The 19,718-nt window shown below is 67.3% G+C and carries 22 protein-coding genes; 16 read left to right on the top strand and 6 right to left on the bottom strand.

What is annotated here, in order from left to right; all coding sequences use genetic code 11:
- Nucleotides 1-18: 18 nt before the first annotated feature.
- Nucleotides 19-807 carry an exodeoxyribonuclease III gene (locus tag ACUXVX_RS02660; protein ID WP_446310258.1) on the bottom strand — a complete coding sequence of 263 codons (789 nt, stop codon included), beginning with the start codon at nt 805-807 and terminating at the stop codon, nt 19-21.
- A gap of 105 nt (nt 808-912) precedes the next feature.
- Here ACUXVX_RS02660 and ACUXVX_RS02655 point away from each other — a divergent pair, with 105 nt between their 5' ends.
- A complete protein-coding gene (locus ACUXVX_RS02655; RefSeq protein ID WP_446310257.1) occupies nt 913-1,878 on the top strand; it encodes a hypothetical protein in 966 nt (321 codons plus the stop codon).
- Here the strand turns inward: ACUXVX_RS02655 and ACUXVX_RS02650 are convergent.
- Together ACUXVX_RS02650 and ACUXVX_RS02645 are read right to left on the bottom strand one after the other, a co-directional pair.
- Nucleotides 1,868-2,872, bottom strand: coding sequence for an alpha/beta fold hydrolase (locus ACUXVX_RS02650; protein WP_446310256.1), 1,005 nt, complete (start codon nt 2,870-2,872; stop codon nt 1,868-1,870). The two genes, ACUXVX_RS02655 and ACUXVX_RS02650, sit on opposite strands and share 11 nt — an antisense overlap.
- Before the next feature lie 4 nt (nt 2,873-2,876).
- On the bottom strand, nt 2,877-3,422 hold the full coding sequence (locus ACUXVX_RS02645; protein WP_446310255.1) for a L,D-transpeptidase family protein: 546 nt from the start codon (nt 3,420-3,422) through the stop codon (nt 2,877-2,879).
- A gap of 157 nt (nt 3,423-3,579) precedes the next feature.
- Between ACUXVX_RS02645 and gpmI the strand changes: the two genes are divergently transcribed.
- From gpmI to ACUXVX_RS02610, 7 genes are all read left to right on the top strand, one after another.
- Complete coding sequence (gene gpmI / locus ACUXVX_RS02640; protein WP_446310254.1) at nt 3,580-5,091, top strand: 2,3-bisphosphoglycerate-independent phosphoglycerate mutase; 1,512 nt, start codon at nt 3,580-3,582, stop codon at nt 5,089-5,091.
- Nucleotides 5,088-6,221 carry a murein hydrolase activator EnvC family protein gene (locus ACUXVX_RS02635; RefSeq protein WP_446310253.1) on the top strand — a complete coding sequence of 378 codons (1,134 nt, stop codon included), beginning with the start codon at nt 5,088-5,090 and terminating at the stop codon, nt 6,219-6,221. The genes gpmI and ACUXVX_RS02635 overlap by 4 nt, the downstream gene beginning before the upstream one ends.
- A 4-nt stretch (nt 6,222-6,225) precedes the next feature.
- A complete protein-coding gene (locus ACUXVX_RS02630; RefSeq protein ID WP_222471210.1) occupies nt 6,226-7,572 on the top strand; it encodes a S41 family peptidase in 1,347 nt (448 codons plus the stop codon).
- 99 nt (nt 7,573-7,671) lie between these two features.
- Complete coding sequence (locus ACUXVX_RS02625) at nt 7,672-8,340, top strand: NYN domain-containing protein (RefSeq protein ID WP_446310252.1); 669 nt, start codon at nt 7,672-7,674, stop codon at nt 8,338-8,340.
- Nucleotides 8,341-8,405: 65 nt separating this feature from the next.
- On the top strand, nt 8,406-8,897 hold the full coding sequence (locus ACUXVX_RS02620; protein ID WP_446310251.1) for an RNA pyrophosphohydrolase: 492 nt from the start codon (nt 8,406-8,408) through the stop codon (nt 8,895-8,897).
- Nucleotides 8,894-9,406, top strand: a complete 513-nt coding sequence (locus tag ACUXVX_RS02615) for a hypothetical protein (RefSeq protein ID WP_446310250.1) — start codon at nt 8,894-8,896, stop codon at nt 9,404-9,406. The genes ACUXVX_RS02620 and ACUXVX_RS02615 overlap by 4 nt, the downstream gene beginning before the upstream one ends.
- A gap of 41 nt (nt 9,407-9,447) precedes the next feature.
- Entirely contained in the window at nt 9,448-10,296 is an 849-nt protein-coding gene (locus ACUXVX_RS02610) for a class I SAM-dependent methyltransferase (RefSeq protein ID WP_446310249.1), read from the top strand.
- 197 nt (nt 10,297-10,493) lie between these two features.
- On the opposite strand, the gene ACUXVX_RS02605 is transcribed toward ACUXVX_RS02610, so the two are convergent.
- Nucleotides 10,494-11,390, bottom strand: a complete 897-nt coding sequence (locus tag ACUXVX_RS02605) for a phytanoyl-CoA dioxygenase family protein (RefSeq protein WP_446310248.1) — start codon at nt 11,388-11,390, stop codon at nt 10,494-10,496.
- A 110-nt stretch (nt 11,391-11,500) separates the two neighbouring features.
- On the opposite strand from ACUXVX_RS02605, the gene ACUXVX_RS02600 reads away from it, so the two are divergent.
- Entirely contained in the window at nt 11,501-12,517 is a 1,017-nt protein-coding gene (locus tag ACUXVX_RS02600) for a LacI family DNA-binding transcriptional regulator (RefSeq protein WP_446310247.1), read from the top strand.
- Between the two features lie 3 nt (nt 12,518-12,520).
- Here ACUXVX_RS02600 and ACUXVX_RS02595 read toward each other — a convergent pair whose 3' ends face one another.
- Nucleotides 12,521-13,156, bottom strand: a complete 636-nt coding sequence (locus tag ACUXVX_RS02595; RefSeq protein WP_446310246.1) for a GDSL-type esterase/lipase family protein — start codon at nt 13,154-13,156, stop codon at nt 12,521-12,523.
- A gap of 89 nt (nt 13,157-13,245) precedes the next feature.
- Here ACUXVX_RS02595 and ACUXVX_RS02590 point away from each other — a divergent pair, with 89 nt between their 5' ends.
- From ACUXVX_RS02590 to ACUXVX_RS02560, 7 genes are read left to right on the top strand one after another with little or no spacing between them, the layout of a single operon-like run.
- Nucleotides 13,246-14,733 (top strand): FAD-binding oxidoreductase, encoded by a 1,488-nt coding sequence (locus ACUXVX_RS02590; protein WP_446310245.1) that lies wholly within the window; start codon nt 13,246-13,248, stop codon nt 14,731-14,733.
- Nucleotides 14,730-15,131: a hypothetical protein gene (locus ACUXVX_RS02585; protein ID WP_222471218.1), complete on the top strand. Its 402-nt coding sequence runs from the start codon at nt 14,730-14,732 to the stop codon at nt 15,129-15,131. The genes ACUXVX_RS02590 and ACUXVX_RS02585 overlap by 4 nt, the downstream gene beginning before the upstream one ends.
- A complete protein-coding gene (locus ACUXVX_RS02580; protein WP_446310244.1) occupies nt 15,128-16,171 on the top strand; it encodes a hypothetical protein in 1,044 nt (347 codons plus the stop codon). The genes ACUXVX_RS02585 and ACUXVX_RS02580 overlap by 4 nt, the downstream gene beginning before the upstream one ends.
- A complete protein-coding gene (locus ACUXVX_RS02575) occupies nt 16,155-16,466 on the top strand; it encodes a hypothetical protein (protein WP_446310243.1) in 312 nt (103 codons plus the stop codon). The genes ACUXVX_RS02580 and ACUXVX_RS02575 overlap by 17 nt, the downstream gene beginning before the upstream one ends.
- Before the next feature lie 40 nt (nt 16,467-16,506).
- On the top strand, nt 16,507-17,421 hold the full coding sequence (trxA, locus tag ACUXVX_RS02570) for a thioredoxin (RefSeq protein ID WP_446310242.1): 915 nt from the start codon (nt 16,507-16,509) through the stop codon (nt 17,419-17,421).
- 27 nt (nt 17,422-17,448) lie between these two features.
- Nucleotides 17,449-18,105, top strand: a complete 657-nt coding sequence (locus tag ACUXVX_RS02565) for an LON peptidase substrate-binding domain-containing protein (RefSeq protein ID WP_222471221.1) — start codon at nt 17,449-17,451, stop codon at nt 18,103-18,105.
- Nucleotides 18,102-18,299 carry a Trm112 family protein gene (locus tag ACUXVX_RS02560; protein WP_222496059.1) on the top strand — a complete coding sequence of 66 codons (198 nt, stop codon included), beginning with the start codon at nt 18,102-18,104 and terminating at the stop codon, nt 18,297-18,299. The genes ACUXVX_RS02565 and ACUXVX_RS02560 overlap by 4 nt, the downstream gene beginning before the upstream one ends.
- Nucleotides 18,300-18,429: 130 nt before the next feature.
- Here ACUXVX_RS02560 and ACUXVX_RS02555 read toward each other — a convergent pair whose 3' ends face one another.
- On the bottom strand, nt 18,430-19,653 hold the full coding sequence (locus ACUXVX_RS02555) for a UbiH/UbiF/VisC/COQ6 family ubiquinone biosynthesis hydroxylase (RefSeq protein WP_446310241.1): 1,224 nt from the start codon (nt 19,651-19,653) through the stop codon (nt 18,430-18,432).
- Nucleotides 19,654-19,718 lie beyond the last annotated feature (65 nt).

Genomic DNA, 19,718 nt, shown 5'->3' with positions numbered 1-19,718 from the left:
GGAACGGCTCAACCGGGCCTAGAGGTCGAATTCGGCGAACACCGGCGCGTGGTCAGAGGGCTTCTCCCAGCCGCGCACCGGGCGCAGGATGCGGCTGGAGTGGCCTGCATTGGCGATATCGGGGGTGGCCCAGATATGGTCCAGCCGCCGGCCCTTGTCGGCGGCGTCCCAATCCTTCGCGCGGTAAGACCACCAGCTGTAGAGCAGCCCTTCTGGGATGTCCTTGCGGGTGATATCCACCCATTTGCCCGCGTCCTGTGTCTCGCCCAGCGCCTCCACCTCTACGGGCGTGTGGCTGACGATCTTCAGCAGTTTCTTGTGGTCCCACACATCATCTTCGCGCGGCGCGATGTTGAGGTCGCCGACGAGGATACTCTTTTGCGGCGCGTCGGCGTGGAAGGCGTCGCGCATCTCGGTGAGGTAGTCGAGCTTCTGGCCGAATTTCTCGTTCACCTCGCGGTCGGGCACATCGCCGCCGGCAGGGACATAGAAGTTGTGGATGGTCACGCCGTTCTCGAGCTTTCCGGCGATATGGCGGGCGTGGCCCAGCTTGGCATAATCCGCCGCCCCGGCCTCTTCCATCGGCAGCTTCGAGAGGATTGCGACGCCGTTGTAGCCCTTCTGCCCGCGGGCGACCATGTGGGTGTAGCCGAGCGCTTCGAAGATCTCGACCGGGATCTTGTCGACCGGGCTCTTGCACTCCTGCAGGCAGAGCACATCGGGCGTTTCCTCGCGCATCAGCCGGGCCACGAGATCGGCGCGCAGCCGCACCGAGTTGATATTCCATGTTGCCAGTGAAAATGCCATGCCCGCCTCCTTGGCCCGCCTCTTGGGTTCGGGGCCGGGATAGCCCGGCGGCGTCGGGGTTTCCACCCCTTGTGCCCTTCCTCCTGTCACGCCAATCTCGCCGCCATGAAACAACTCCTCGCCGCCACCCTCCTGCTTGCCGCCCTGCCGCTCAGGGCCGATCCGCCACCGCAGGGCAGCTTCATGCTGGGCAGCGCGATCTGGCCCGATCACGTGCTGCCACGGTCGGTGCGGCTGGCCTTCGAGGGCGAGGCGATGGAGCTGCATTTCGTGCATCCGCTGCCGCTGGACTTCGAGGCCTGCGACACGACAGGCATCTGCGAGAGCACCGTGCAGGCGGCCACGGCCACCGCACGAGTGGACGGCGGCAAGCTGGTGCTGGAAAACATCGAGATCGACGAGAGCGCGGCGATCGAGCCTTCGACGATGAAGTACCTCGAGATCCCGCAGGACCGGATTTACACCGCCTTTGTGATCAGCCTGTTGCAGCAGGCGGGCTTTGCGCCGACCGAAACCGGCTTCACCCTGACCTCGGCAGGCACGCCGATGGAATTTTATGCCGTCTCGGCCGAGGACGCGCTGACCATTGCCTCCATCCCCGTCGTCTTCGAGCAGTCGATCGCGCAGATGGGCGGCTGCGAGGTGCGCGCGCTTGCACCGCTGCTGGCCAAGGCGGAGCCGACCGCGGGCGAGGCGCGGTTCATCCGGGTGCTGGGCGGGTTCCGCACCATGCTGGACTATGATTTCGCCGCCCGCCGCGCCGCGCCCTTCAAGGCCGACCTGACAGACGCGCAGCGGGAGGAGGGCGACAAGCTGCGGAGCGCCGCCAAGCTTCCGGCCATGATCGGCAACATCTTCCAGACGCCGGAGGACGGCGGGATCGAGGAGTTCCGGGCCGACATGGGTTTGAGAATGTTCTGGGACGACCGCGAGGCGCTGGATGCCGCCATCGCCGCCTATGGCGAGGCTTTGCCGGATATGGTGGCATGGTACCGGCACCTGCGCGGCGTAGGAGGCCGGGTTGACGTAGCAACAATCTGCGCCGATCCCTCCTTGGGCTTCATGGAGTAGCGCGGAACTTTCCCGCTTTACCTCGCCCCCTCGACCCCTCGACCCAGGACAGCGCCTCTTTCAGCGCTGCTATGAAGGCCCCCGGATCTTCGATCTGCGGAATGTGGCCCAGCCCTTCCAGCGGCCAGAGCCGCGACCCTTCGACCAGCGAGACCAGCCGTTCGCCCTGCGCCAGCGGGGTGGCGGTATCTTCCACACCCCAGAGCACGCCCACGGGCAGGGTGAGGCCGCGCCAACCCTCCTCGGTCACACTGGCGGCCCCCTTGGGCCGGGCGAGCAGGGTGGGCAGCCAGTCGGCCATGGCAAGGGTGGTGCCCTCGCGCTTCATCGGGGCGTTCAGTGTGTCCACATAGGGCGCGGCCCGGTCCTTCTTGTGAAGGAAAGCCTTGATCATCGGCTGCATTGCCCAAGGGTTGGTGATGGTGGCCGACACGGCCAGTTGCCGGAGCGCGGGCGCACGGAGCGGCAGAGGCAGCGCCTTGGCCTCCGCATCCAGCCCGATCGCGCCATCGACCACGATGAACCCGGCGAAAGCCGCCTGATCGGCCATCACCGCCTCGGCCGCCGCGCCTGCGCCGAAGCTGTGCGCCACCAGCACGGGCGCCACGCCCAGCGCCTCGGTCAGCGCCAGCACCCGCTGGCCCTGCCGCACGCGGTTGTAATCGCCCTCCGCATCCCGCTCCGACCAGCCCATCGGGGGCATGTCGAAGGCGATGGCGCGGTAGCCTGCGCTCTCCAGCGCAACGATGGTTTCATCCCAGAAGGCCGACCAGCCGACGGAGCCGTGCACCAGCAGCACCGGGGTCGCCTCCTTGGGGCCGTAGTCTATCACGTAGACCTCGCCCATCGCGGTTTGCACCATGCTGCCCCAGCGGGGCGCTTCGGTTTGGGTTTCGCGCAGGGCGGCCATGCCGCGCAGCGCAAGCAGGGCGAGGATGACGACCACCACCAGAACGGCGGCAAGCTTCAGGAGGAACTTGATGAAACGGCCCACGGGATTACTCGCTGATGGTGATGGGGGTGCCATCGGGCACCAGTGACCAGATCTCGCGCATCTCGGCATCGGTCACGGCGATGCAGCCGTTGGTCCAATCCCACGCGCGATGCAGCCCGCCGAGCCAGCCCCAGCCGTTGGCGATGCCGTGGATCATGATGTCACCGCCGGGGCTGTGCCCCGCCGCCTCGGCGCGGGCGCGGTCCTCGGCGTTGGGGTAGGAGATGTGCAGACTGAGGTGGGCGATGGAATTCGGGTTGCGCCAGTCGATCACGTAGCGGCCGGTGGGCGTGCGCTCATCCCCCTCGCGGGCCTTGTGGCCCTCGGGCGCGGCGCCGAGGCTCACCTCATAGCTGTGGATCACTTCGCCCGCGCGGCGCAGCTCGAGCCGCCGCTCTGACTTGTCGACGCGGATCTCGTCGGCCCGCTCACTCTCGGCGGCCATCTCGGGCGCGGTGCCGGAGCCGACGCGGGCCATCGCGGCGGTGTAGCCCACCAGCCCCACGGCCAGAACGGCAAGCGCCGCAACAATCCTGAAAATACGCTTCATGGTCCGAGTGATAGCACCCATGTGGCCACGCGGGTAGCAGCTCAATTCCACGCGCGCCGGGGGCCGCAGGCCGGTTTCGGCGTGGCGCGCCGCTCTGCCGTTTCCCCCGCCTGCGCTCTGGGGTAAAAGGCCAGCGAACCCGTGAAGGAGCCGCCCCATGCCCAAGCCCGTTGTCCTCTGCATTCTCGATGGCTGGGGCATGGGTGATGGCGGGCCCGGCGATGCCCCTGCACTGGCGCACACCCCGACGATGGACAGGCTCCTCGCCACCTGCCCCCATGCCACCCTCACCACCTTCGGCCCTGATGTGGGCCTGCCGACGGGCCAGATGGGCAACTCGGAGGTCGGCCATACCAACATCGGCGCGGGCCGCGTGGTGGCGATGGACCTCGGCCAGATCGACCTTGCCATCGAGGACGGCAGCTTTGCCGAGAACGAGGGGCTGGGCGCCTTCATCGCCGCGCTGAGAAAGTCCGGCGGCACCGCCCACCTCGCGGGGCTCGTCTCTCCCGGCGGGGTCCACAGCCACCAGAGCCACATGATCGCCGCTGCCCGCGCGATCACCGCCGCTGGCGTGCCGGTGGCGATCCACGCGCTGACCGATGGCCGCGACGTAGCGCCCAAATCCGCCGACACCTACATCGGTGAAACCGAGAAGAACCTGCCCAAAGGCGCAAAGTTCGTGACGGTTTCGGGCCGCTACTACGCGATGGATCGCGACAACCGCTGGGACCGGGTCGCCAAGGCCTACGCCGCCATCGTGCATGGCAAGGGCGAGGCGGGCGAGAGCGCGGTGGGCGCGGTCGAGGCCTCCTATGCCGCCGACAAGACCGACGAGTTCATCCTCCCCACCGTGCTGGCGGGTTACGAAGGCATGAAGGACGGCGATGGTCTCTTCTTCCTCAACTTCCGCGCTGACCGGGCGCGCGAGATCCTGCGAGCCATCGGCGAGCCGGGGTTCAGCGAATTCGATGCCGGCACCCGCCCCGAGCTGGCCGCGCTGCTGGGGATGGTGGAGTATTCCGAGGGCCACAACGCCTATATGACCACCTGCTTCCCGCCGCGCGATATCGTCAACACGCTGGGGGCATGGGTGGCCAAGCAGGGGCTGACGCAGTTCCACATCGCGGAAACCGAGAAATACCCGCATGTCACCTTCTTCCTGAACGGCGGCAAGGAAGAGCCGGAGGCGGGCGAAGACCGCTACATGCCCAAAAGCCCCGATGTGGCGACCTATGACATGCAGCCCGAGATGAGCGCGCCCGAGGTCTCCGAGCGGCTCGTGGCAGCGATCGAGAAGGGCTATGACTTCATCGTCGTGAACTTCGCCAACCCCGACATGGTAGGCCATACCGGGGTTATCCCCGCTGCCGTGGCCGCCTGCGAGGCGGTCGATACCGGGCTGGGCAAGGCACTGGACGCGCTGGAACAGGCGGGCGGCGCGATCATCGTTACCGCCGACCACGGCAACTGCGACATGATGATCGACCCCGAAACCGGCGGGCCGCACACGGCTCACACGCTCAACCCGGTGCCGGTGGTAATCTACGGTGCGCACGAGGGGGCAAAGGTGCGCGAAGGGCGGCTCGCCGACCTTGCGCCCACGGTGCTTGCCCTCATGGGGCTGCCCCAGCCCGATGAGATGACCGGCAAGAGCCTGCTTGCATGATCCGCGCCGCCTTGCTTGCCCTGCTCCTTGGCGCCCCGGCCACTGCCCAGCAGGCCGACCCGGCCGATATTGCCGTAGAGGCCGCCTCGCTGCTGACCCGGGCCGCGGCAGCGCTGGAAGAAGCCGAGACCCGGGCCGACCGGGTCGAGGCGCTGACCCAGACCGTGCGCGCCTATGAGACCGGGCTGACCGCCCTGCGCACCGGGCTGCGGCAGGCCGCGATCCGCGAGGGCGTGCTGCGCGCCATGCTGGAGGCCCGCGAAAGCGAGGTCAGCCGCCTGCTCGGCGTGCTCTCCACCATGGAGCGCTCGCCCGCGCCGCTCCTGCTGCTGCACCCCTCCGGCCCCGCGGGCACCGCCCGCGCCGCGATGACACTTGGCGCGGTCACCCCCGGCCTTCAGGCCGAGGCGGCGGCGCTTAGGGCGCAGGTCGAGGAAATCGCCCTGCTCCGTGTGCTGCAGGAAAGCGCGCGCGACACGCTGGCCGAGGGGCTGCATGGCGCCCAGCAGGCACGGCTGGCCCTGACCCGCGCGATCGATGAGCGCACCGATCTGCCGCGCCGCTATGTCGAGGACCCGGCCCGCCTGCGCCAGCTGCTCGAAACCTCCGATACGCTCGCCGCCTTCGCCTCCGGCCTCAGCCGGATCGAGGGGCAGACCGCCCCCGAGAACGCCAGCTTCGAAGCGCAGAAGGGCAGCCTGCCCCTGCCCGGCCCGGCCACGCTTATCCGCCGCTTCGAGGAGCCGGACGCCGCCGGCATTGCCCGCCCCGGCCTGCTACTTGCGCTCTACCCCGGCACCCTGCTTACCGCCCCCGCCACCGCCACCATCCGCTACACCGGCCCGCTGCTCGACTACGGAAACGTGATGATCCTTGAGCCCGCGCCCGACACTCTGTTGGTGCTCGCCGGGCTCGAAACTGTCTATGGTGAGCCAGGCCAGATCGTGACCGCTGGCGCGCCGCTCGGCCTGATGGGCGGGCGGGTGACGGAGGGCGAGGCCGGAGAATTTGCCGAAGGTCAGCCACCGGAGGCTGGTGCGGAGCGCAGCGAAACGCTTTATATGGAGCTCAGACAGGGCGAGACCCCGGTGGACCCGACCGAATGGTTCGCCGCGACAAAGGATGGATGATGGCATGAAGAAGTTCACGATGGCCGCTCTGGGCGGCACGCTGGCAGGGGTGCTGCTGAGCACCCAGATCGCCGGCCCGCTGATCGCGCAGGAGACCGACCGAAACGCCTCGATCTACGAGCAGCTCGATCTCTTCGGCGACATCTTCGAGCGGATCCGCGCCCAGTATGTCGAGGAAGTGGACGAGAAAGAGCTGATCGAAGCGGCCATCAACGGCATGCTCACCTCGCTCGACCCGCACTCCTCCTACCTCTCGCCCGATGATGCCGCCGACATGCGCGTGCAGACCCGCGGCGAGTTCGGCGGCCTCGGCATCGAGGTCACGCAGGAAGAGGGCTTCGTGAAGGTCGTCTCCCCGATCGATGACACCCCCGCCGACGAGGCCGGTATCGAGGCTGGCGATTTCATCACCCATGTTGATGGCGAGTCGGTGCTCGGCCTCACGCTGGATGATGCGGTCGAGCTGATGCGCGGCCCGGTCGGCAGCGAGATCATCATCACAGTGGTCCGCGAAGGTGTCGATGAGCCCTTCGACGTGACCATCGTGCGCGACACCATCAAGCTGACCGCCGTGCGCACCCGGACCGAGGGCGACTCGGTCGTGCTGCGGATCACCACCTTCAACGACCAGACCTTCCCCAACCTCGAAGAGGGCCTCGCCAAAGCCGTTGAAGAGGCCGGCGGCATGGATGCGATCAACGGCATCGTGCTCGATCTGCGCAACAACCCCGGCGGCCTGCTGACGCAGGCGATCAAGGTGTCGGATGCCTTCCTCGAGAAGGGCGAGATCGTGAGCACCCGGGGCCGTCAGGCCGCCGATGGCGACCGTTACAATGCCACCGCGGGCGACCTCGCCGAGGGCAAGCCGATCGTGCTGCTGATCAATGGCGGCTCCGCGTCGGCCTCCGAGATCGTGGCGGGTGCGCTGCAGGATCATCGCCGCGCCATCGTGGTGGGCACCAAGAGCTTCGGCAAGGGCTCGGTCCAGACCGTAATGCCGCTCAAGGGTGACGGCGCGATGCGCCTGACCACCGCGCGCTACTACACGCCCTCGGGCCGCTCGATTCAGGCGCTGGGCGTGTCGCCCGACATCGTCGTGCAGCAGCCCACGGTGAACCCCAACGCCGAGCCGGAGGAGGATGAAGAGGCCTCCGCCGCCGCCCGTCGCCGCTCCGAAGCGGACCTGCGCGGCGCGATCAGCAACGACAGCCTGAGCGAAGACGAGATCCGCCAGATCGAAGAGGAACGCGCCGCCGCCGAAGCCGCCGCCGAACTCCGCGACGAGGACTACCAACTCGCCTACGCCATCGACCTCCTGAAAGGCCTCCACGCACTGGAGCCCGCCGAGTAAGCAGCGGTTTTAGGTTATGAAAAGGGCGGCCTCCGGGCCGCCCTTTTTGTTGCTGCTGTGCGCCATACCCACGCCCAACTGCCGGTGTATGCTGCCCGCATGAGTAACGAGTCGCCACACGCCCCGCCCTGCACCGCCCTGTTGATTGACGGGGACAACATCAGCGCCGCCCACGCCAACGCCCTGTTGGCCGCCGCGCCGGATGCGCATGTGGCGCGTGTCTATGCCGACACCACGCACGCCGAGAGATGGTCAGGGCGTCCCGCGCTGGAAACCATCCGCCGGGATCAAGGGGCAAACTCGGTCGATATCGCGCTCGCTCTGGACGCTCTTGAACTCGCACTAACCCGAGGCTTCACCCGTTTTGTCATCGCCACTTCCGATGGCGACTTCTCCCAGATCGCCCGCCGTCTCCGCGCGCACGGGTGCGTTGTCACGGGGATTGGGGGAGCGCATGCATCAAAGGCGTTTCAAGCTTCTTGCACGCAGTTCCAGAAAATACCGGGCACCGCTCCTTGTGACGCCCAAGCTGGGCCGACGGATCTGGACCGCAAGGTTCGCAGTGTAATTCAAAGCCACAGCCAGAATGGGCGGGGAATGCTGGTCGCGCTGCTCTCGACAGAGATGAAACAGGAGCACGATTTCAAAATCTCCGGGCATGTAAATAAGACGTGGCGGGCTTATCTGGCCGCCCGGCAAACTCTCTATGACCTCGACCCGCGTGGTCCAGAGGCAATGGTCCGCTTTCGGCCCGAAGGCTTCAAGTAAGACTGAGGCACAGCCACGGCTACCCCGCTATTGAATAACCGCCTCGCCTCGCTCTAACTCCCGGCATGGCACAGACCGCACCCAACCCCGACTCGCTTCCCTATCGCCCCTGCGTGGGCGTGATGCTTCTCAACGCTGCGGGCGAGGTCTTCGTCGGCCAGCGGATCGACAGCGAAACGCCCGCCTGGCAGATGCCTCAGGGCGGGCTCGACGAGGGGGAAGATCACCGCACCGCCGCCTTGCGGGAGCTGGAGGAGGAGACCGGGATCGCCGCAAACCGGGTGGAGATCCTCACCGAAACCGCCGAGCCGGTGCGCTATGACCTGCCGCCGGAGCTGCTCGGCAAGGTCTGGAAGGGCAAGTATCGCGGGCAGGAACAGCATTGGGTGTTGATGCGTTTTCTCGGCGACGACAGCGAGGTGAACCTTGCCACCGAGCACCCGGAGTTCTCCGAGTGGTGCTGGCTGCCCGGCTCGGAGCTCGTTGCCAACATCGTGCCATTCAAGCGGGCCGTCTACGAGGCCGTGGTGGCCGAATTCAGGGAGTATCTCACATGAAGCCCCTCGCCTCCATTTCCGCCGCCGCCGTGGCGCTCACCGCCGCGCTGGCCCCCGCATTGCCCGCCAATGCGCTCTCCTGCCTGCGGCCGGACCCGGTGCAGCTTTACACTCAGGCGCGCGACAGCGAGGGGCGGTTCCGCATCGTCCACGGTACGCTGACCGCACAGGAAACCATCCGCAAGCGCCGCCAGACCGGCAGCGACCGGCTCAACCCCAAGCCGGTGCATGTGAAGGCCCGGTTGCAGGGGATGCAGCTCGGCAAGGGCGGCTTCTCGACCCCGATCGATGCGCCGGTGACGGTGACGCTGGAGTGCTTTGCCTCGTGGTGCGGTGGCTGGCCCGGATCGGATCAGATGTTGATGGCCGTCGAAGAAACCAAGGGCGGCGGGCTGACCGTCTTCTCCGATCCCTGCTCCTCCAAGATCTACCCCAAGCCCACCAGCGCCGAGCTGCGCCGGGTGCTGACCTGCCACAAAGGCGGGAGCTGCCCGACCGAGATGCGCTGATCGTGCTTTTCCGCACATCCCGGCTCGGCTAGACGGAATGCATGGGACAGAAAGTCGATACCCGCGCCATCGGCCTCGACGTGGGGCTTTCCTTCATGAAATGGCTCACCGGGGCCGAGAACCTGCATTACGGGCTGTGGGACGGGCTGGCTTGCACCGCCGAGAACCTTGGCGCGGCGCAGGCGGCCTATACCGACAAGCTGTTTTCCTACCTCCCCGAGGGGCCGCTGCGAATTCTCGACATTGGCGGCGGCGCCGGGGAGACCGCGCGCAAGCTGATCGCGCTTGGCCATGAGGTCGAGATCGTCGTGCCCTCGCCCTTCCTCGCCTCCCGCTGCCGCCAGAACGCGCCGGAGGCGCGGGTGCATCAGTGCTTCTTCGAGGAGTTCAGCGGCGCGGGCGGATTTGACCTCTGCCTGTTCTCCGAGAGCTTTCAGTACATTCCGCATGAGCTGGCGCTGAAGGAGGCCTTTGGCCTGCTCAAGCCGAGCGGGCAGGTGCTGATCGCCGATTGCTTCCGGTCGGAGCATTACGAGGGGGTGAAGCGCAGCCAGACCGTGGGCGGCGGCCACCGCCTTGCGGCGATGCGCAAGACGGTCGCGGCGATGGATCTGACGGTTGAGGCCGAAGAGGATATCACCGAGGCCGTGGCCCCCTCGATCGACCTCGAGCAGGGGCTGTTCAACGTGATCGGCCATGCGGTGAGCCGGGTGGATGAGGAGTTGAAGCTGAAGCGCCCCAAGACCCGCTGGACGCTGGCTTTTGCGATCAAGCGTATGGTGAGCGAGCGGCGGCTGTTCCGGCTGAACGAGCGACTGAACGAGCAGAAGCGGACGGCGGAAGCGTTTTGCCACTTCAACCGCTACATGATCTTGCGCTTGTCGCGGTGAGGCGTTCCGAGCCGTCCTGCGGGGTGGCGCATGCAAGGGCTGTTCGTGGTACTTTATAGTGCGTTGGTCATCTTACCTTAGAGGTGAGTGCTACCCTCTCCGAAGCGCCGCCCCGGGGCGGGACGGGACGGCGCTGCACGGCGCCTTTGGCTTGATTCCGTGCGGGGGCAAGGCTCAGCCGTAGGAATTGGACCCCCTCACATCACCGCAAAAGCGCTCTTCTGCCCCGCCGTGGCCTGGGTCTTGAAGATCGAGGTGTTGTCGGGCGCGGGCGGCAGGGGCATCCGCACCGGCACGCTCTCCAGCCGGGGCTCCAGCACCGGTGCACCCGTGACCACACGGCCCTGGATATCTTCCCAGAACTTCCGCTGACCGAGGCTGTGGATGTAGCTTGATGCCCCGAGGATCGGCCAGGCATCGGCCCTTGCCAGCTCGTAGAACAGGATCAGCCGGTTGCGGTCGCTCATGTTGGGCGCGGAGCCGTGCAGGGTGCGCACGTGATGCACAGTCATGCTGCCCGCCTTACCGGTGAGCGTGACCGCCTTGTCCATGTCGAAATCCGGATCTTCGGGCGAAACCGCCCCGGCAAAGACCCCGTTCACATGGTGGCTCAACACCGGCCCCTTGTGCGAGCCGGGGATCACCATCAGCGGGCCGTTGGCCTCATCGACATCGGCCAGCATCAGCCCGAAGGCGAGCAGGTCGTCATTGGTGTGCGGGTAGAAAGCCCAGTCCTGATGCCACTCCACCGCCGCACCGCCGCCGGGTGCCTTGGTGTTGAGCTTCGAGGTGTTGATGATCGTGTCCGGCCCAAGCAGGTCGTTCAGCACCTCGGTCACCCGGCTCTTGGTGAGGATCTCCCAGTAATAGGGGTTCTGCAGGTGCGGCAGCTTGATCCGGGTCAGGCGCGGGTTCTCTGCGGTATGGCCCTTGTCGAGATCGTAGCGCGCATCGCTCTCGGTCAGGTCGCGGGAGGCGTCGATCATCTCGGCGGTGATCTCCTGCAGCTTCGCCAGCTGTTCCGGGTCCACCACATCCTCGACCATCAGGTAGCCGTTCTCTTCGTAGAACTCTTTCTGCTCTTTCGTCAGCATCGCGCGTTTCCTCCCGTCAGCGACTCGATCCCTTGGTGATGGTATCGATACCATACCTTGCGTGGTACCGATACCATCGCTATCCCGAAACCGTCAACAGCGGAGTGCCAATGCAAAAGAGATGGGTCACCATGGGCGACGTGGCGCGCGCGGCGGGGGTGGGCAAGATCACCGTCAGCCGGGCGCTCTCGACGCCCGAAAAGGTCTCACCCGCCACCCGCGAGAAGGTTGCCGCCGCCGTGGCCGAACTGGGCTACGTGCGCGATGACACGGCGGGCGCGCTCTCGTCGCAGCGCAGCCGGGTGGTGGGGGCGCTCGTCTCCAGCCTCGATCAGCCGACCTTCGCCTCCACCATTCGCGGCCTCTCCGAGGGGCTGGCGGAGGGCGGGCTGCAGCTGCTGCTGGGCACCACCCAATACGAACCGGAGACCGAGGCCGAGCTTGTCTCTGCCCTCATGGGCCGCCGCCCCGATGCGCTGATTCTCACCAGCTCCGAGCACACGCCTGAAACCCGGGCGCTGCTCACCCGCGCGGGCCTGCCGGTGCTGGAGCTTTGGGAGCTGCCCGAAAGCCCGATCTATGCCGCCGTCGGCTTCTCCAACCGGGCCGCCGCCCATGCGGTGACCGCGCATCTGGCAGAGACTGGCCGCCGCGCCATCGCCTTTCTCACCACCGACCGCCCGCATGACACCCGCGCCCACATGCGCGCCGAGGGCTACACGGAGGCGCTCGCCGATCTATTGCCCGACAACGCCCCCCGCATCCTGCGCCTGCCGCCCCGCGCCGAGGCGACCGGGCCGGAGTATGGCGCCGAAGGGCTGGCACAGGTCATGGAGCGCTGGCCCGATACCGATGCCATTGTCTGCGTCTCCGACGCGCTGGCCATCGGCGCCTTTTGCGAGGCAGGGCGGCGCGGCATCGCGGTGCCGGGGCGGCTCGCCATCACCGGCTTTGGTGATGTGCCAGAGGTCGGCGCCTCGGCGCTTGGCCTCACCACCGTGCGGATCGACGGCCACGCCATCGGGCGCAAGGCCGCCGCCCTGACCCTCGCCGCCACCGCAGGCGAGGTGCTGGAAGAAACCCGCATCGACATGGGCTTCACCCTCGCCCGGCGGGCCAGCAGTTAGGCTCTAACCCGCGCTCAAATGCGCCGCCAACGCCCGGCCCAGCGCCACGTGATCCTCCGCCGCGATGTGGATGCCATCCACCGGGCTGACCGAAATCACCGACCCGGCATCGAAAAACCCGATCCCCCGCACCTCGGCCAGCGCCCGCAGCGCCGGGGCCAGCCCCGCCCCATGCGCCCCTGCCCCGGCAAACTCGGCGCGGAACAGTCCGGCCTCGATCGGCGCAGGCGGCGCAACGAGGGTGATCTGCATGTCCGGCGAGCGCGGCGCCTCCTCGGCGCTGGCGGCGATGTCCAAAAGCCCGGCGATCCCAGCGGCGATCTTCCCTGTCGTGGGCCCAAACCGCGCCTTGAAGTCATTGGTGCCGAGCATCAGCACCATCCTGTCGAGCGGGGCATGGCTGCGCAGCGCCATCCGCAGCGCGGGCTGGGCATTCATGAAAGCGCCCATCAGCGAGTCGTCATGCTGGGTCGTCCGCCCCGGCAGCCCCTCCTCGACCAGCTCCACATCGCCCAGCGCTTCGGCCATCACGCAGGGCCAGCGCACCTCGCGGCCAAAGCGCTGCCCCGGTCCGCGCGCCTCCATCGGGGGCGTGCCGTAGGTGTTGCTGTCGCCGAAACAGAGAATCCTTTGTGCCACGGTTTCCTCCTCGCTTTGCCGCCTGCGCAGATTTCCCGTTTTCCGGGGCGGCGTCCATTGGCAGGATGCGGCAAAAGCGAGGGCGTGTGATGGGCAAGTTGGGCCGCAGGGCCGTGGTATTTGGCGCAGGGGCCGCCGCAGGGGTGGCGGGCGCGAAGTGGCTGAAGAGCGATGTGCCGGTGCTGGCAGGCACCCGCTCGATCACGCCCGAAGGCCGGGTGAACACCCTCAATGACGCCTCCGGCCTCAGCGAAACCCCGGTCGCCAAGCATGTGATCCTCACCGACGATCCGGGCGAGCAACTGGTGGCCGCGCTCCGGGCCGAGCTGAAGGAGGCGCAGGCCGAGGGCCGTCCGGTGAACCTTGGCGCGGCGCGGCACTCGATGGGCGGGCAGGCGATCCCGCGCGAGGGCACGGCGATTAGCTACCGAAATCCCTTCGTAGAGCTCGACACGGCGGCCAGCACCTACCGCGCCCATGCCGGTGCCCGCTGGTACGAGGTGATCGCCGCGCTCGACCCGCAGGGCTTCGGCCCTGCCGTGATGCAATCCAACTCCGATTTCGGCCTTGCCGCCACCTTCTCGGTCAACGCCCACGGCTGGCCGGTGCCCTACGGCCCGATGGGCTCCACCGTGCGCGAGGTGCAGATGGTGCTGCCCGATGGCGAGCTGGTCACGGCGAGCCGAACCGAAAACGCCGAGCTCTTCGCCATGGCGATGGGCGGCTATGGCCTCGTCGGCCTGATCACCGAGATGGTGGTGGACATGGTGCCCAACCAGCGGCTCGTCCCGACCTTCCGGCGGATGGAGGCCGAGGCCTTCGCCCCCGCCTTCCGCACCGCCATCGACACGCCCGATATCCCCATGGCTTATGGCCGCCTCAACGTGGGCCGCGCCGAGTTCCTTTCCGAGGCGCTGCTCATCACCTATGCGCAAGACCCCGAAAGCACCGAGATCCCGCCCGCCGAATATACCTCCGGCTTCACCTCCAAGGCCGCCGCAAGGCTCTACCGCTGGCAGCTTGGCAACGAGCGGATGAAGCGCTTTCGCTGGTGGACGGAGGCCAGCTTTGCCCCGATGCTTTCAGGCCCCGCCAATCGCAATGCGCTGATGAACGAGCCGGTCGTCACGTTGGACGATGGCGACGAGGCCCGCACCGATATCCTGCACGAGTATTTCGTGCCCTTCGACCGGTTCTCCGATTTCCTGCAAGTCTGCCGCGATGTGATCCCGGCCAGCTATCAAGAGTTCCTGAACGTCACCCTGCGGTTCGTGGACACCGACGCAACAAGCTGGCTCTCCTACGCCCGCGTGCCCCGGATCGCCGCCGTGATGAGCTTCAGCCAAGAGATGACCGCCCGCGGCGAGGCCGATATGGCCCGCATGACCCGCAGCCTGATCGAGGGCATCAACGCCATCGGCGGCGCCTACTACCTGCCCTACCGGCCCCACGCCACGCTCGACCAGCTTGCGGTGGCCTATCCGAGGGCGCAGGAATTTGCTGCCCGCAAACGCGAGATCGACCCGGGGCTGCTGCTCCGGAACAACCTTTGGGACAGTTACCTGGGCCTCATATGACCATTCTTCGCCTTATCGCCTTTGGCTATTTCATCGCCCTGCTCGGGGCCGCCGCGCTCAACTACATCCCCGGCATCACCGACAGCACCGGCCTCGCCTTCGGCATCTTCGAGCTGGATATCTTCGATGACGCCCTGCACCTCGTCTCCGCCCTCTGGGCGCTGGGCGCTGCGCTCACCTCGCATCGGGCGAGCAAGCTCTTCCTGCTGATCTTCGGCGCGCTCTACCTTGCCGATGGTGCGATGGGGCTGGCCTTCGGCTCTGGCTACCTCGACATGGGCATCTTCACCAACGGCGTGCTCGATCTGCCCTTCGGCTTCAAGATCCTCGCCAACCTGCCCCACATCGGCCTCGGCGGCTTTGCCCTCTTCGCCGGGCTGGTGCTGGATCGCAAATGATCCGCTGGCTCTGGAAATGGGTCAAACGGCTGCTGGTGGTGACGGTCCTGCTGATCGCCGCCCTGCTGGCGCCCGTGGGCTATGTCGAGGTTGCCTGCCGCGGCGGCGATGCGGTGGCGAGCGGCTACGAGCCGATTCTGCGCCCCGAGTGGCACCGCGCCGAGGGCCGCACGCTGATGACCTACCCGGAGTGGCACATCGTTCATGCCTATGACGATTACGCGCAGGTCATCACCACGGATGACCCTCATGACTTTGGCTACCTCAAGGCCGTTGGCGGCTTCTGGGGTTCGCTCTGCGCGCTCTCCGAGGCTTCCCCGCCCCACGGCGGCTTCGACTGGACCACCAAGCAGACGATCTATGTGATCGGCGTCAGCTTCACCGCCGAGCTGATGCTGAAGGCCGCCTATGAAGAGACCATCGGGCGGTTCTATTCATGGCGGCGCGGGCCAGACCATTCGGCGCTGGATGATCTTTCCGCCCGGCAGGCGCGGGACTATGCGGAATTTCTTCAGCAGACCCCGTGGTACAAGTGGGACTTCCTGCGCGACATCGCCGAGCAGGCGGCTGCCACCGAGGGCACGCCGCGCGACAACGAGCGGCGGCTGGCGCTGGGCATCGAGTTTTCCGCCAAGTCGAGCTACGCCAAGGCGATCGAGGCGGCAGTGGCCGGCGTTGGCGCCGATGCGCTGCGGCTGCGGATGGTGTTACAGGCTGAGCCTGCCGATGTCGAAGGGCTGGAGGGCGTCGAGATCATCGAGACCCGCCCCGAGGGCCTCGTGCTCGAAACCCCGCGCTACCGCGAGCTGACCGAGTTGATGAAGGAGATGGCCACGCGCGGCGTCGAGTTCATCGAGATCGCCGGGAATGACGACATCATGCTCACAGCCGTGGCCGACGCACCCCTCCCCGGCGCGCTCTACGCCAAGGCGCGGCAGGGCTATGGCGACACCCGCTCGCTGATGCTGATGAAGGTGCCCGAACTCGCCGCCTTCCTGCGCGAAAACGGCGCTATGGTGGAGCATGTCCACGATTATTAAGCGCATCGCCCTCTGGGCACCGCTGCTGCTCGCCGCATGGGTCGCCGTCATGGCCGCCGTCATGCGCTTTTCCGATGCCGCCCCCGCCGCCGTGGTGATGCTGCCGTCGCAGGGCTTCATCGCCGCGCTGCCGCCCGATGCCGCGATTCTCAGCCAGAACGCGGTGAGCCTCACGCTCAAGTCAGACACGCCCGGTTTTGCCGCCCGGCTCTATCGCGCCGGGGCCCTGCTGGTGCTGCCCGCCGGGCTGACAGGCTGCCTTCCACTCCCCGGTGCCCTTGCAAACAAGGGCTGAGTGCTCCATCTACCCTGCCAACAGATGATGGAGACTTGAGATGCTTGAACTCGGCCAAGGCACGGATGCCGCCCCCGCAGGCGACCTGATCAAGGACGTGAACGAAGCCGACTTCATGAAAGAGGTCATCGAGGCCTCGCAGGAAGTGCCGGTGATCGTGGATTTCTGGGCCACCTGGTGCGGCCCGTGCAAAACCCTCGGCCCGCAGCTCGAAGCCGCCGTTGTGGCCCAGAAGGGCCGGGTGAAGATGGCCAAGGTCGATGTTGACCGGAATCAGGGCATCGCCGGGCAGCTTCGCATCCAGTCCATCCCCACCGTATATGCCTTCTGGCAGGGCCAACCGGTCGACGGCTTTCAGGGCGCGCTGCCCGAGAGCCAGTTGAAGGAATTCGTGGCCAAGATTGCCGCAATGGGGCCGGAGGGCGATGGCGGGCTGGCCGAGGCGCTCGCCGCCGCCGAAGAGATGCTTGAGGAAGGCGCCGCCGCCGATGCCGCCGACGTCTTTGCCGGTGTGCTGGGCGAGGAGCCCGAGAACGCCACCGCCTTCGGCGGCCTGATCCGCGCCTATATCGCCGCAGGTCAGGTGGAGCAGGCCGAGGCGATGCTCGCCAATGCCCCCGAAGCCCTGTCTGGCGCTTCCGAGGTGGAGGCCGCGAAGGCTCAGCTCGACCTGCTGAAACAGGCCGAAAGCGCCGGCCCGCTGGCCGAGTTGACCGCCGCCGTGGAGGCCGACCCGGCCAACCATCAGGCCCGCTTCGACCTTGCCACCGCGCTGCATGCCTCGGGCGATGCCGAGGGGGCCGTGGGCCAGCTGCTTGAGCTCTTCCGCCGCGATCGCGAGTGGAACGATGGTGCCGCCAAGGCCCAGCTCTTCACCATCTTCGATGCGCTCAAGCCGAGCGATCCGGTGGTGCTGAATGGCCGCCGTAAACTCTCGTCGATGATATTTGCCTGACGCACCGGTCGGCCTACCTAGATGGCCATGATGCACGCAGCAGATCTCCCCGAGACACTCCCGGTCTTCCCCCTACCCGGCGCCCTCCTCTTGCCGCGCGCCCGGCTGCCGCTGCACATCTTCGAGCCGCGCTATCTGGCCATGCTCGACGATGCGCTGAAAACGCCGGGGCGGCTGATTGGCATGGTCCAGCCCTGCGAGGGGCCCAAGGGCTGCGGCTGCGGACCGGGGCGTCTGCAGAAGATCGGCTGTGCCGGTCGCCTCACCGGGTTTTCCGAAACCGAGGATGGCCGCTACATGGTGACCCTCACCGGCATCTCGCGCTTCCGGCTGCAGGAAGAGCTCGATGGTTTCACCCCCTACCGCAAGGTCAAACCCTGCTGGAAAGGGTTTGACCGTGACCTTGGCAAACCCGAGCATGACAAGGGGTTTGACCGCAAATCCTTCATGCCCAAGCTCTGCCGCTACTTCGAGGCGCAGGGGCTTTCGACCGATTGGGAGAGCCTTGAGGAGGCCGACGACGAGCTGCTGATCAACTCGCTCTCCATGCTCTGCCCCTTCGAGGTCGAAGACAAACAGGCCCTGCTCGAGGCGCCCTCGCTGGAAACCCGGCGCGAGACGCTGGTGACCCTTATCGAGTTTGCCCTGCGCAGCGGGGAAGACGGCGAGGAGCGGCTGCAATGAGCGCTGAGATCAAGGCCCATTCCGGCGTGGAACGCCATGTGCTGGAGGCGCTGGTCTGCCCAGAAACACAGGGCGTGCTGCGCTACGATCCAGAGGCCGGCGAGCTTATTTCCGAGCGGGCAAGGCTCGCCTTCCCGATCCGCGACGGCATCCCGATCATGCTGGTGGACGAGGCCCGCAAGCTGGAAGAGTGAGCCGGGCAGCGCCGTCCCGTGGGGTGGCGCATGCAACGGTTGCGCATGGCACTTTATGGTGCCGTGGTCATCTTACCTGACTGGAAAGCGCCGGTTTCGCCGAAGGGTGCGCATTCATGGCGCATCGCGCCTAGAGCGCCTTCCCCTGCAACAACCGCGGCAAATCTCCGGTCAGCCCCGCCGCCTCGCGCATGAACCGCTGGCGCAACTCGGGCACCGCCGCCACGGCAGAAACGCCCAAGTCCCGCGCCGCCCGCAGCAGCGGGTTGTCATTCGAGAACAAACGGTTGAAGCCATCCGTCGCCAGCGTCAGCGCCGCCCGGTCAAAGCTGCGCCAGGCGCGGTGCCGCTCCAGCACCAGCGCCGAGCCGCAATCCTCGCCGCGCCGCCGCGCCTCTGTCACCACTTCCGCCAGCGTGGCCACATCCCGCAGCCCCTGGTTCAGGCCCTGCCCCGCAATCGGGTGAATCCCCTGCGCAGCATCGCCCACCAGCGCCACCCGCTCCGCCACGATCCGCTCGGCCACGGTCAGTCCCAGCGGATAGGCAAAGCGCACCCCCTCCAGCCGGATCTCACCGAGAAAGTCACCAAACACCGGCCTCAGCGCCTCCAGAAACGCCTCGTCATCGGCCTTCGCCAGCTCCTCGGCCCGGTCCCGCCGTTCCGACCAGACAATCGAGCTCCGATCCCCCGGCAGCGGCAGGATCGCCAGCGGCCCGGAGGGCATGAAGAACTGATGCGCCACCCCGCCATGAGGCCGCTCGTGGGCCACCGCGCAGGTCAGCGCGGTCTGGCCATAATCACTGTCGCGCCGCGCAATCCCGGCCCGCCGCGCGGTGGGCGAGCCGCGCCCGTCGGCGCCCGCCAGCAGCGCCGCCTTCAGCACCCGGCCCGAGGCCAGCGTCACCGCCACATGCCCCGGCTGCACCTCCTGCGCCACGATCTCCTCGCCCGCCAGCACCGTCACGCCCTCGGCCTCCGCCAAGGCCGCCATCAACGTGGGCCGCAGGTGCCGGTCTTCCAGCATGAAGCCCATCGGCCCCTCGTCGATCTCGCCGTGATCGAGGTGCAGCAAACCGCCCAACACGCCCTCGCCGGGCCGCCCATCGCCGGTTTTCACATGCAGGATCGGTTGCGCCTTCTCGGCCACCGCCTCCCAGATGCCCAGCGCCCGAAGCAGCCGCTGCGAGGCCAACGCCAGCGCATAGGACCGCCCGTCAAAATCGGGCGACACCTGCGCCCCGGCAGGCATCCTGTCCACCACCACAACCCTTGCGCCGCCCTTGGCCAAGGCCAGCGCCAGCGAAGCCCCGGTGAGCGCGCCACCCGCGATGATCACATCCGCATCTAACATGGGGCGGACTATGGCCCGGCACGCGGGATTGTCCAAGGGGCGCGGCGTCGCTACCGTCGCCGCGA

The sequence above is a fragment of the Vannielia sp. SX4 genome (assembly GCF_052828525.1).
Note: the sequence above shows the minus strand (reverse complement) of the source record. Positions and strands in the feature narration are given on the sequence as shown.

What these genes read in the sequence shown, in the direction of transcription:
- ACUXVX_RS02590 (WP_446310245.1), top strand. Translation starts at nt 13,246, where the DNA reads ATGGGCAAGTTGGGCCGCAGGGCCGTGGTATTTGGCGCAGGGGCCGCC.
- ACUXVX_RS02560 (WP_222496059.1), top strand. Translation starts at nt 18,102, where the DNA reads ATGAGCGCTGAGATCAAGGCCCATTCCGGCGTGGAACGCCATGTGCTG.
- ACUXVX_RS02655 (WP_446310257.1), top strand. Translation starts at nt 913, where the DNA reads ATGAAACAACTCCTCGCCGCCACCCTCCTGCTTGCCGCCCTGCCGCTC.
- ACUXVX_RS02630 (WP_222471210.1), top strand. Translation starts at nt 6,226, where the DNA reads ATGAAGAAGTTCACGATGGCCGCTCTGGGCGGCACGCTGGCAGGGGTG.
- ACUXVX_RS02610 (WP_446310249.1), top strand. Translation starts at nt 9,448, where the DNA reads ATGGGACAGAAAGTCGATACCCGCGCCATCGGCCTCGACGTGGGGCTT.
- ACUXVX_RS02635 (WP_446310253.1), top strand. Translation starts at nt 5,088, where the DNA reads ATGATCCGCGCCGCCTTGCTTGCCCTGCTCCTTGGCGCCCCGGCCACT.
- ACUXVX_RS02620 (WP_446310251.1), top strand. Translation starts at nt 8,406, where the DNA reads ATGGCACAGACCGCACCCAACCCCGACTCGCTTCCCTATCGCCCCTGC.
- ACUXVX_RS02625 (WP_446310252.1), top strand. Translation starts at nt 7,672, where the DNA reads ATGAGTAACGAGTCGCCACACGCCCCGCCCTGCACCGCCCTGTTGATT.
- ACUXVX_RS02565 (WP_222471221.1), top strand. Translation starts at nt 17,449, where the DNA reads ATGATGCACGCAGCAGATCTCCCCGAGACACTCCCGGTCTTCCCCCTA.
- ACUXVX_RS02615 (WP_446310250.1), top strand. Translation starts at nt 8,894, where the DNA reads ATGAAGCCCCTCGCCTCCATTTCCGCCGCCGCCGTGGCGCTCACCGCC.
- ACUXVX_RS02600 (WP_446310247.1), top strand. Translation starts at nt 11,501, where the DNA reads ATGCAAAAGAGATGGGTCACCATGGGCGACGTGGCGCGCGCGGCGGGG.
- ACUXVX_RS02555 (WP_446310241.1), bottom strand. Translation starts at nt 19,653, where the DNA reads ATGTTAGATGCGGATGTGATCATCGCGGGTGGCGCGCTCACCGGGGCT.
- ACUXVX_RS02580 (WP_446310244.1), top strand. Translation starts at nt 15,128, where the DNA reads ATGATCCGCTGGCTCTGGAAATGGGTCAAACGGCTGCTGGTGGTGACG.
- ACUXVX_RS02605 (WP_446310248.1), bottom strand. Translation starts at nt 11,390, where the DNA reads ATGCTGACGAAAGAGCAGAAAGAGTTCTACGAAGAGAACGGCTACCTG.
- ACUXVX_RS02575 (WP_446310243.1), top strand. Translation starts at nt 16,155, where the DNA reads ATGTCCACGATTATTAAGCGCATCGCCCTCTGGGCACCGCTGCTGCTC.
- ACUXVX_RS02645 (WP_446310255.1), bottom strand. Translation starts at nt 3,422, where the DNA reads ATGAAGCGTATTTTCAGGATTGTTGCGGCGCTTGCCGTTCTGGCCGTG.
- ACUXVX_RS02660 (WP_446310258.1), bottom strand. Translation starts at nt 807, where the DNA reads ATGGCATTTTCACTGGCAACATGGAATATCAACTCGGTGCGGCTGCGC.
- ACUXVX_RS02585 (WP_222471218.1), top strand. Translation starts at nt 14,730, where the DNA reads ATGACCATTCTTCGCCTTATCGCCTTTGGCTATTTCATCGCCCTGCTC.
- gpmI (WP_446310254.1), top strand. Translation starts at nt 3,580, where the DNA reads ATGCCCAAGCCCGTTGTCCTCTGCATTCTCGATGGCTGGGGCATGGGT.
- trxA (WP_446310242.1), top strand. Translation starts at nt 16,507, where the DNA reads ATGCTTGAACTCGGCCAAGGCACGGATGCCGCCCCCGCAGGCGACCTG.